Origin of the sequence: Pseudoflavonifractor phocaeensis, from assembly GCF_016901735.1 — a bacterium.
Lineage (GTDB): Bacteria > Bacillota > Clostridia > Oscillospirales > Oscillospiraceae > Pseudoflavonifractor_A.
In genome coordinates, this window is sequence record NZ_JACLZC010000177.1 from 1 (window position 1) to 682 (window position 682).

General features: G+C 66.6%; 1 protein-coding gene. It reads left to right on the forward strand.

Annotated features, from left to right (window positions below):
* Positions 1–682, forward strand: a 682-nt coding sequence (locus tag H7U37_RS15120; protein ID WP_204876985.1) for an InlB B-repeat-containing protein, incomplete at both ends; no start/stop codon positions are given.

The following is a 682-nucleotide window of genomic DNA, read 5'->3' on the forward strand; positions in this document are numbered from 1 at the left end:
CGCCCGTCTACACCGTGACCTTCAACACCAACGGCGGCAGCGAGATCGCGCCCGTGGAAGTGGAAGAGGGCCAGGCGGTGGAGCGTCCCGCCGATCCCAGCAACGGCTCCTTCACCTTCAACGGCTGGTATGCCGACGCGGCCTGCACCCAGGCCTATGACTTCAGCGCTCCCGTGACGGCGGACATCACCGTGTACGCGGGCTGGAAGATGGTGGGCTATGAGGGCAGCCACGGCAGCGACACCGCGGAGCCCGACGAGCCTGATGTGGATGAGCCCGACGTGGACATCGACGACGACGATACGCCTCTGGACCCGACGCCCGGCTTCACCGACGTGGCGGAGGACTTCTGGGGCAAGGAAGCCATTGACTACGTGGTGTCCGAGGGCCTGTTCCAGGGTACCAGCGCGACGACCTTCGCGCCTGAGATGCTGACCACCCGCGGAATGATCATGACGGTCCTGGCCCGTATGGACGGCGTGGACACCAGCGCGAGCGATCCCTGGTACCAGGCCGGCATGGAGTGGGCAGTAGCCGAGGGCGTGTCCGACGGCACGAATCCGGAAGCGACCATCAGCCGCGAGCAGCTGGCGACGATGCTGTACCGGTACTTCGGAAGCCCCGAGGTGAGCGAGGAGGCGCTGAGCTTCAGCGACGCGGATCAGGTGTCCGAGTGGGCGTC